Origin of the sequence: Lentzea sp., assembly GCF_036380075.1 — a bacterium.
Lineage (GTDB): Bacteria > Actinomycetota > Actinomycetes > Mycobacteriales > Pseudonocardiaceae > Lentzea.
In genome coordinates, this window is sequence record NZ_DASVFL010000121.1 from 1 (window position 1) to 8,128 (window position 8,128).

Sequence of the window (8,128 nt, forward strand, 5' to 3'; positions counted from 1 at the left end):
GGTCCCGTGCCGACGTTCGAGAGCCTGGCCGGCAACCGCACCGGCACCTTCCGCGAGTGGTTCCTCACCCGCCGGCCGGGTGCCGGGCTGGACGTGTCGGCGGCGACCCGCGACCTCGTCTACCGGCACACGATCGACTACCGCTCCTCCTAGGAAACCCTCGGGGCCGGAACGGATTTGCGTCCCACGCATCCCGTTCCGGCCCCGGAGGCCTCTATACGGGTGCAGGTGAGTTCGCCCGGAGGAACCAGATGCCAGCAGCCACGCCGTCGTCCACCCCCGCGGTCCTGGTGGGCCGCGCCGCCGAACTGGGCCGGTCGCGGTCCGCCGTCGTGGGGTGCAGACCGGCGCTGGTGCAGGTGGAGGGCGAGGCGGGCGTCGGCAAGAGCCGCCTGGTCGGCGAGCTGGTGGCCGCGGTGGCGCCTGCGGTGCCGGTGGTGCTCACCGGGCGCTGCCAGCGCACCCCCGAGCCGTTCGTGCTGGGACCGGTGCTGGAGCCGTTGCGCGGGCTGCGGCGGGTGCTCGCCGGGTGCGAGCTGTCGCCGGTGACCGCTGCGTTGCGCGCGGTCGTGCCGGAGCTGGCCGACGTGCTGCCCGCCCCGGTCACGGCCACCGACCCGCGGTTCGACCGGCACCTGCTGTTCCGCGCGCTGCGCGAGGTGCTCGCGGTCGCCGGACCGGTGCTGCTCGTCGTCGAGGACCTGCACTGGGCCGACGAGGCGACGCTCGCGTTCCTGCGGTTCCTGTTGTCCGACCCGCCCGCACGCCTGGCGGTGGTGGTCACCTTCCGGCGTGAGGACGTGGTGGGCGGGATGCCGCTCGGCACCGCGTTCCGGCCCGCCGCCGGGGTAACGACGGAGATCGTCGAACTGGCGCCGCTGGACGTCGCGCAGGTCGGTGAGCTGGTCGCGGCGGTGCTGGGGATCGAGGCGGTGGGCGAGGCCACGGCCGTCGAACTGCACGAACGGACCGGCGGCCTGCCGTTCTGCGTCGAGGAGGTCCTCCGCGGCCCAGGCGACGGTGGCGTACCGGTGCGCGTGCGGGAGTACATGGCGGAACGCGTGGCCGCGCTCACCCCCGACGCACGCCGCCTGGTGCACGCCGCCTCGGTCTTCACGGCTCCCGTCACCGCAGGTCAGCTCGGCGAGATGGCCGACCTGACCGGGCAGCGGCTGCGGGCCGCCGTCGACGAGGCACTGGCCCGTCCCGTCCTGCACCAGACCGGGCAGGACGCCTACTGGTTCCGCCACGAGCTGGCCCGCAGGGCGGTCTACCGCGCGGTCGGCACGATGCACCGCGCGGAGCTGCACGCGCGCGCCGTCCGCCTGCTGGCCGCGACCGACCCACCACCCCTGTTCCAGCTGGCCGAGCACAGCAGGCTCGCGCACCGCAGACAGGACCGGCTCTCCTACGGCGAACGCGCCGCCGACCAGGCGCTGGCCTCCGCCGACGCCGCCACGGCCACCTCGCTGCTGCGGCAGCTGCTGACCGAGGAGCCGCTGGCCGGCGAGGACGTCGACCGGCTGGGCACGAAGCTGGGCGAAGCGGCGTTGCTGGGCCTGGACGTGGCGGCCTCGGTGGCTGTCCTGCAGCCCCTGCTCGCCGACGAGCGCCTGTCCCCCGCCGCCCGCGGCGAGGTCCGCATGCACCTGGGGCTGCTGCTGGCCCGCCAGTCAGACACCCTCGCGGAGGGTCGCGCCCAGCTGGAGCTCGCGGTCGACGACCTGGCGGACCGCCCCGACCTCGCCGCGAAGTGCGTGAGCGCCCTGGCCCAGCCCTTCAACGGCGACACGCCGCTGCCGTCGCTGACCAGGTGGCTGCACGAGGCCGACGCCATCGCCGGCCGCTGTGAGGACGGCGAACTGCGCATCTCTCTCATCGCCAACGTCATCGGCTCACTGGTCGCCGTGGGCGACCACGCCGTCCTGGACCGCCTGGACACCCTGCCCCAGGCCGGCCGCACCCCGGGCGAACAGCGCCAGGTGGCGCGGGCGCACTGCAACCTGGCCGACTCCCTGACCATCGTGGGCCGCTTCGACCAGGCCGCCGGCCACCTGCGGTTCGGGATGAAGGCGGCCCAGGACAGCGGCGCCCGCTATGTGCTCAGCACCGCTCGCAGCACGGAGATCCGCCTGAGCTGGTTCACCGGCGAGTGGAACGGCCTGGCCGGCCGGGCGACGTCCCTGCTGGCCGAACACCACGGCCTGGTGGCGGTGGCGAGCGAGCTCCACCTCGTCCTGGGCCTGCTCGCCCTGGCCCGCGGTCAGTGGTCGGCCGCCGCGACCCACCTGGAACGCACCGGCGCCCGCACCCCGCGCGACGCCGTCACACCGGTCGCGCTGAGCGGCAGCGCGGGTCTGGTCCGCCTGGCACTGCGCGACGACGTGCCCCGAGCCGTGCACGAGGCCGACACGGGCCTGACCCTCGCGCGACGCAAACAGGTGTGGGCCTGGACGGGCGACCTCGCCGAGGCGGCCGTGGACGCCTACCTGGCCGCCGACCGGGTCCGCGACGCCGAAACCGTGGTGCGGGAGGTGGAACAGGGCATCGCCGGCGTCTCCGCCCCGCTGACCGCCGCGGCCCTGCACACCTGCCGCGGCGCACTGGCCGTCCACGCGGGAGGCGACGGAACGTCGTGCTTCACCGCGGCCGCCCGCGCCTACGAGGACCGCGGGGCGCCCTACCTGGCCGCCCTGGCCCGGGAACGCGCGGACTCCGCCCTGCTGCGCCGCGGCGGTACCGCCGCGATCACCGCCTACACCCGCTGCGCGGAACGCTTCGAGGCCCTGGACGCCACCCACGACGCGGCCCGCTGCCGCCACCTCCTGCGCGGCCTGGGCGTGGCCACCCCGTCCCGCCGCGGCAGCCGCGGGTACGGCGACGACCTGTCGCCCCGCGAGCGCGAGGTGGCGAGGCTGCTGGTCACCGGCCTGACGAACAACCAGATCGCCGAGGTCCTGTTCCTCTCGCCGCGCACCGTGGAGCAACACACGTCCAGCGTGCTCCGCAAGCTCGGCCTCGGCTCGCGCCGCGCGATCCGCTCGTCCCACCTGGCCTGACGACCACGCCACCACGGGAGGGCGGACTCACCCCCGCACCCCACCGCGCTGTCGTCCACGAGTCCAAGTCCGACCGGTCAGTGGATCTTCCTCTGGTGGGCCAGCGCGACGAAGTCCCACAGCCCCAGCGCCGTGTTGACCAGTGCGTCCGGGTAGAGGCTGCTCAGCGCCCTGAACTCGTAGATCGGCCTCGGTTTGCCCGGTTCCCCCGTCGTGCCGGGGACCCGCGCCGGGTCGGTCTGGTCGCCGAGCGCGCCCAGTGAGTCCAGCGACGCGGCCTCCATCCGCTTTTCCAGGGACGCGGGGTCGCCGACGGGGTAGTTGCCGGTGGTCATCCGGTCGACCGGCACGGCGGCGCCGAGCGGGTCCAGCCACTCCGCGAACGTGATCGTCGGCCGGGTGTAGCCGGGCTCGGTCATTTCCTTCGGAAACACCGGGTCGTTCCGATCCACCGCATCTCCCGGCAGCCGCCCCAGTACGTCCAGCACCAGGTCCGTGACGAGACCGTGCCTACGGGCCAGCGCGGTCCGGGCGTCGGCGGGGAGCAGGCCGATGATGGTGGCGAAGTCCGTGCGCGCCATCAGCAGTCCCGTCGCGGCCTTGGGGTACGGAAGCGTGCGCTGCCGCGCCGCCTGGGCCGGTGCGACCAACATGGCCATCACCGAGGTCAGAGCCGAATGACCGGGTCCGTGCAGGCGCGTGCGCTCGGTGACCACCTGAGCGGCTCGCCGATAGCTCTCGGCCTCCGCGGGTCCCGCGTAGTGGGCCAGCGCGTCCACGGCGGCCTGTGCGGTGTCCTTGGAGGTTCCGGCGGGCAGCCTGTCCGCACGCGCCGCGGTGGCCCTGAGCGCCTTGCCGGACAGGACGGCGCCGAGCGCGGCCATCGACAGTCCACCGGTCATCTGGAGCTGACCCGCGAGGTCGTCCGCCTCCGGCCGCAGATACACCCACGAGGGCCAGCCCGCACCCACCTCGGCCGCGGGGACCTCCTGCCCCGCCCTGCGCTGCAACCTGCCGGCCAAGCCCTCGACGCGACCCATCACCTCGCCCAGCCGCTTCCTACTCGCGGGGTCTGCATCGTCCAGGTGGTGGACGACGATCTCCAGGTCGGTGAGCCCGCCGCCCTGCCCCGCGGGCGGCTCGTCCGCCGTCACGTCGAACCCGTCGTGGCGGGCGATCACCTCCTTGCCCTTCAGCCGGTACCTCTGGTCGCGGCCGAACAACACGCCTTTCCGGTAGGTCTCCACGGTGCCCAGCTCGTACTCGAATCCGACCGCGCGCTGGACTTGGAGCAGCCTCGTCGTCGCGGCATTGCCCGCGCCCCTCTGCAACGCGAGCAGCGGCACGGAGGCGACAGGTCCGGCACGACGCACCGGTCGGCTCTCGGCGCGCTCGTCGTCATGATGTGCGTACACCGGTCTTCCTTCCCTCTGCGAAGGCGGCGGTGCGCACGATGCTGGCCGACTCACCACGCCGTCACCAGTACCGGAGGGGTGCACCGAGGGGCGGTCATCAGGGCGGTCCTGACCGCACCGACGGCTCCGCAGGTCCCTTCGGTCCGCGTCAGCCCGCGTTGTGGCGACTCCGGTAGGCGGCGACGCTGACCCGGTGCGCGCACGCGCGAGTGCAGTACTGCTTCGAGCCGTTGCGCGAGAGGTCCACGAAGGTGCCGCGGCAGTTCGGCCCGGCACACGCACCGAGACGGTTCGGCCCCAGGGTGGCGATCACGGAAGCCAGCGCGCTGAACATGGCCGCGGCCAGGTGGTGCGAGCAGCGATCGGTGCCGGAGACGACCTCGGTCCGCCAACCGTCGTCGCCCAGGCGCAGCACCGGGGTCGCACGGCTGTGCCGCAGACCGTCGTTGACCAGGGCCACAGCTCCCGCCGCGTCGGTGTTCGCCCGTTCGAGGACGGCGCGCACCGTCTCGCGCAACGAGCGCACCTCCGCCAGGTCCTCCTCGGTGGGACTCCACCGGACACCCGTCGCGTGCTCCGCGGCCGGCTCCGAAGGCTCGGCCGGCCCGAGCGCGGGGTGGTCGTGCAGGAAGCCGCGCAGCTGCGCCACGGACTCGAGGAAGTCCTCTCCCCTCACCGGTTTCAGGGTGTTGGCGAGGTCGACGGCCGCCTGGACCGCCGAGGTGTCGTAACACGCATCAAGCATTTGACGTGTCTCACCACCGTTCGTACTGTGACATCTCCAGCTGGTTTTACGTGTCACACGCTACCGGGAGGAAGGCGACCATGCCGCCTGACGAGGCTCCCGGCAGCAGGCCGGACGGGTGCCGGCTCGGACTGGTCCTGGGGTTGCTGGTGCTCCCGCAGTACGTGGCACTGGGAGCACCGTCGGTGGCACTGCCGGAGATCGGCCGCGCGCTCGGAGTCCCGTTCGGAGCCACGGCGTGGGTTCTCGCGGCGTGGTCGCTGACCTCGGCGCTCGCGATGCCGATCGCGGGCGGGCTGGTGGCCCGGTGGAGCCCGTTTCGCGTGCTGGGGGCCGGGGTCGTGGCGCTCGCCGCGGGCTCCGCGCTCGCCGGAGCGGGTCCGGCGTTGCCGGTCGTGGTCGCCGGCCGGCTGGTCGGCGGCGCCGGAGCGGGAGCGACCGTGATCGCGGTCTTCGCTCTGGCCACCACCGTTCCCCGCCCGGAACGCACCCGTGCGCTGGGAGTCATCGCCGCGGTCAGCGCCACGGCCTCCGCCTGCGGGACCTTGCTGGGCGGGGCGGTGACCGAGTGGCTGGGCTGGCGGGCGGTGCTCGCGGTCCCCGTCCTCGCGTTGCCCGCCCTGCTGGCGGTGCTGCCGCACAAGCGCACGTTCACGCGGATCGGCGAGGGCGGAGCGGACCGATCGGCCGGGCGGTTCGACGTGCTGGGTGCGGCGATGCTGTCGGTGGTCGCCGCCTCGCTGATGGCGTTGCTGCAGGCGCACTCGGTCGGTCTGTCCGCCGAGGTGACGGTCGTCGTGGCGGTCGCGGGAGCCCTCGGCGCCGTGGGCCTGTGGTGGCGTGTGCGGCGGACGCCTCACGGGTTCGTGCCGAGACGCGTGATCGGCGCCCGCGGTTTCCTGTCCGCCGGGCTCGTCGGCGCGACGGTCTTCGCCGGCTACTACGGGGTGCTGTTCGTCGCCCCGTCCCTGATCGAGCGGACCACAGGTGGTGGCGCGCTGGCAGCCGGTGCTCTTCTGCTCCCGGCCGCCGCGTGCTCGGTGGTGGCCGGCCGGCTCGTGGGCGTCACGACCGGCAGGGTCGCCGAGTGGCAGGTGCTGGCCGGGCTCGCCGCTCTCACCGCGGCCGGCGTGGTCGTGGTCGCGGTCTTCGACGGACCGGTCCCGGTCGTCGTCGGCACGGCGCTGACCGTGTGCGGGTTCGCCGGCGGTCAGGCGGTGCTGGTGGGCCTCGCGCCGGAACTGGTCGCCGCGCACGACCGCGACACCGCACAGGGACTGCTCAACTTCATGGTCTTCCTCGGGGGCGGCGTCGGTCCGGCCACCGTCGCGGGCCTGTCCGGCGCCGTCGGGGCGCCCGTGGTACTCGCCGTGCTCGCGGTGCTGCCCCTGGGCGGGCTCGTGCTCAGCACCACCCGACGCCCCGGCCCCGTGTCCGATCCGATGACGTCCCGTTGAGGAAGGGAGCTCCGCCGTGGTGGCCGAGCCGTTCGAGGTGAGCATCACCGAGGCCGAGATCGCCGACCTGCGCGACCGCCTGCGCCGGACGCGGTGGCCGGAGGCCGAACCGGTGGACGACTGGTCGCAAGGAGTGCCGCTGGCCTACGCGCAGGAGCTGTGCCGTGCCTGGGCCGAGGACTACGACTTCGGGTTCGCGGCCCGGCTGAACGCGTTCCCGCAGTTCCGCGACGTGGTCGACGGACTGGGCATCCACTTCGTGCACGTCCGGTCGCCGGAACCGGACGCGTTCCCGCTCGTGCTCACGCACGGCTGGCCGGGCTCGGTCCTCGAGTTCCTGGACGTCCTCGGTCCGCTGAGCGACCCGCGCACGCACGGCGGCGACCCGGCAGACGCGTTCCACGTGGTCGCACCGTCGCTGCCCGGCTACGGCTGGAGCGACAAGCCGTCCACGACCGGGTGGGGCGTCAGCCGCATCGCCCGCGCCTGGGACGCGCTGATGGTCTCGCTGGGCTACGAGCGGTACGGCGCGCAAGGCGGCGACTGGGGCTCGGCGGTGTCCGGCGCGCTGGGCGAGGTGGCACCGGAGCGGGTCGCCGGCGTGCACGTGAACCTGGGCTCCGTGGCGCTGGGCACGTTCGACGACCCGACACCCGCGGAACGGGCGAACCTGGAGGCGGAGGAAGAGTTCCGGCGCACCGGCCGCGGCTACTCGGCGCAGCAGGCCACCCGGCCGCAGACCCTCGGCTACGGCCTCACCGACTCCCCCGCCGGCCAGGCCACCTGGATCGCCGAGAAGTTCTGGGCCTGGACCGACCACAACGGACTTCCCGGGGACGCGGTGTCGCGGCAGAAGGTCCTCGACGAGATCTCGGTCTACTGGTTCACCGCGTCCGCCACGTCGTCGGCGCGCCTGTACTGGGAGAGCTTCGCCCGCTTCCGGGACCAGGTCACCGCCCCATCCGGGCTGTCGGTGTACCCGCGTGACCTCACCCGCCCGTCGCGGCGGGAGGCCGAGACGCGGTTCACGGACCTCCGCTGGTTCGAGGAGATGCCGCGAGGAGGCCACTTCGCGGCGCTGGAGCAGCCGCGGTCGTTGGTGGACCAGGTGCGCGGCTTCTTCCGCCTCGTCCGCTGACCTCCTGCCGGCTACCGGTGGTGCGCGCCTGGACCGCTTCGAGCGAGGACGTCGAGCGCCTGGACGTCGACGCTGCCGGGCTGGGGGAAGTACACGTACAACACGTGCCCCTCCGGTCCGGCGAGCGCGAAGGTCTCGAAGCCGAGGCGGAGCACGCCCAGCCCTTCGACGCGCAGCCGCTTCTCCCCCGTCACGCGGTTGTGCACGTCGTGGGAGTCCCACAGCGCCCGGAACGTCTCACTGCGCTCGCGCATGCTCCTCACGAAGGCGTCGAGCTCCCCGGCGCGCGTGGCCGCGGTGGCGCGCAGGCCGGC

Annotated in this window: 5 protein-coding genes and 1 pseudogene; 3 read left to right on the forward strand and 3 right to left on the reverse strand. The window is 73.8% G+C overall.

Features of this window, described 5'->3' with window-relative positions; translation table 11 throughout:
* Positions 1 to 251: 251 nt before the first annotated feature.
* Positions 252 to 3,059, forward strand: a complete 2,808-nt coding sequence (locus tag VF330_RS15530; RefSeq protein ID WP_330852298.1) for an ATP-binding protein — start codon at positions 252 to 254, stop codon at positions 3,057 to 3,059.
* Positions 3,060 to 3,136: 77 nt separating this feature from the next.
* On the opposite strand, the gene VF330_RS15535 is transcribed toward VF330_RS15530, so the two are convergent.
* Together VF330_RS15535 and VF330_RS15540 are read right to left on the reverse strand one after the other, a co-directional pair.
* On the reverse strand, positions 3,137 to 4,474 hold the full coding sequence (locus tag VF330_RS15535) for a hypothetical protein (RefSeq protein WP_330852299.1): 1,338 nt from the start codon (positions 4,472 to 4,474) through the stop codon (positions 3,137 to 3,139).
* A 148-nt stretch (positions 4,475 to 4,622) separates the two neighbouring features.
* Entirely contained in the window at positions 4,623 to 5,219 is a 597-nt protein-coding gene (locus tag VF330_RS15540; protein ID WP_330852300.1) for a CGNR zinc finger domain-containing protein, read from the reverse strand.
* Positions 5,220 to 5,299: 80 nt separating this feature from the next.
* Here VF330_RS15540 and VF330_RS15545 point away from each other — a divergent pair, with 80 nt between their 5' ends.
* Together VF330_RS15545 and VF330_RS15550 are read left to right on the forward strand one after the other, a co-directional pair.
* Positions 5,300 to 6,676, forward strand: a complete 1,377-nt coding sequence (locus VF330_RS15545; RefSeq protein WP_330852301.1) for an MFS transporter — start codon at positions 5,300 to 5,302, stop codon at positions 6,674 to 6,676.
* Between the two features lie 16 nt (positions 6,677 to 6,692).
* Positions 6,693 to 7,814 carry an epoxide hydrolase family protein gene (locus tag VF330_RS15550; RefSeq protein WP_330852302.1) on the forward strand — a complete coding sequence of 374 codons (1,122 nt, stop codon included), beginning with the start codon at positions 6,693 to 6,695 and terminating at the stop codon, positions 7,812 to 7,814.
* A gap of 11 nt (positions 7,815 to 7,825) precedes the next feature.
* Here VF330_RS15550 and VF330_RS15555 read toward each other — a convergent pair.
* Positions 7,826 to 8,128, reverse strand: a pseudogene (locus VF330_RS15555) (transcriptional regulator); the annotation flags it as partial.

Excerpts from the sequence above, each read along its gene's own strand:
- VF330_RS15530 (WP_330852298.1), top strand. The coding sequence starts at position 252 with ATGCCAGCAGCCACGCCGTCGTCCACCCCCGCGGTCCTGGTGGGCCGC.
- VF330_RS15540 (WP_330852300.1), bottom strand. The coding sequence starts at position 5,219 with ATGCTTGATGCGTGTTACGACACCTCGGCGGTCCAGGCGGCCGTCGAC.
- VF330_RS15545 (WP_330852301.1), top strand. The coding sequence starts at position 5,300 with ATGCCGCCTGACGAGGCTCCCGGCAGCAGGCCGGACGGGTGCCGGCTC.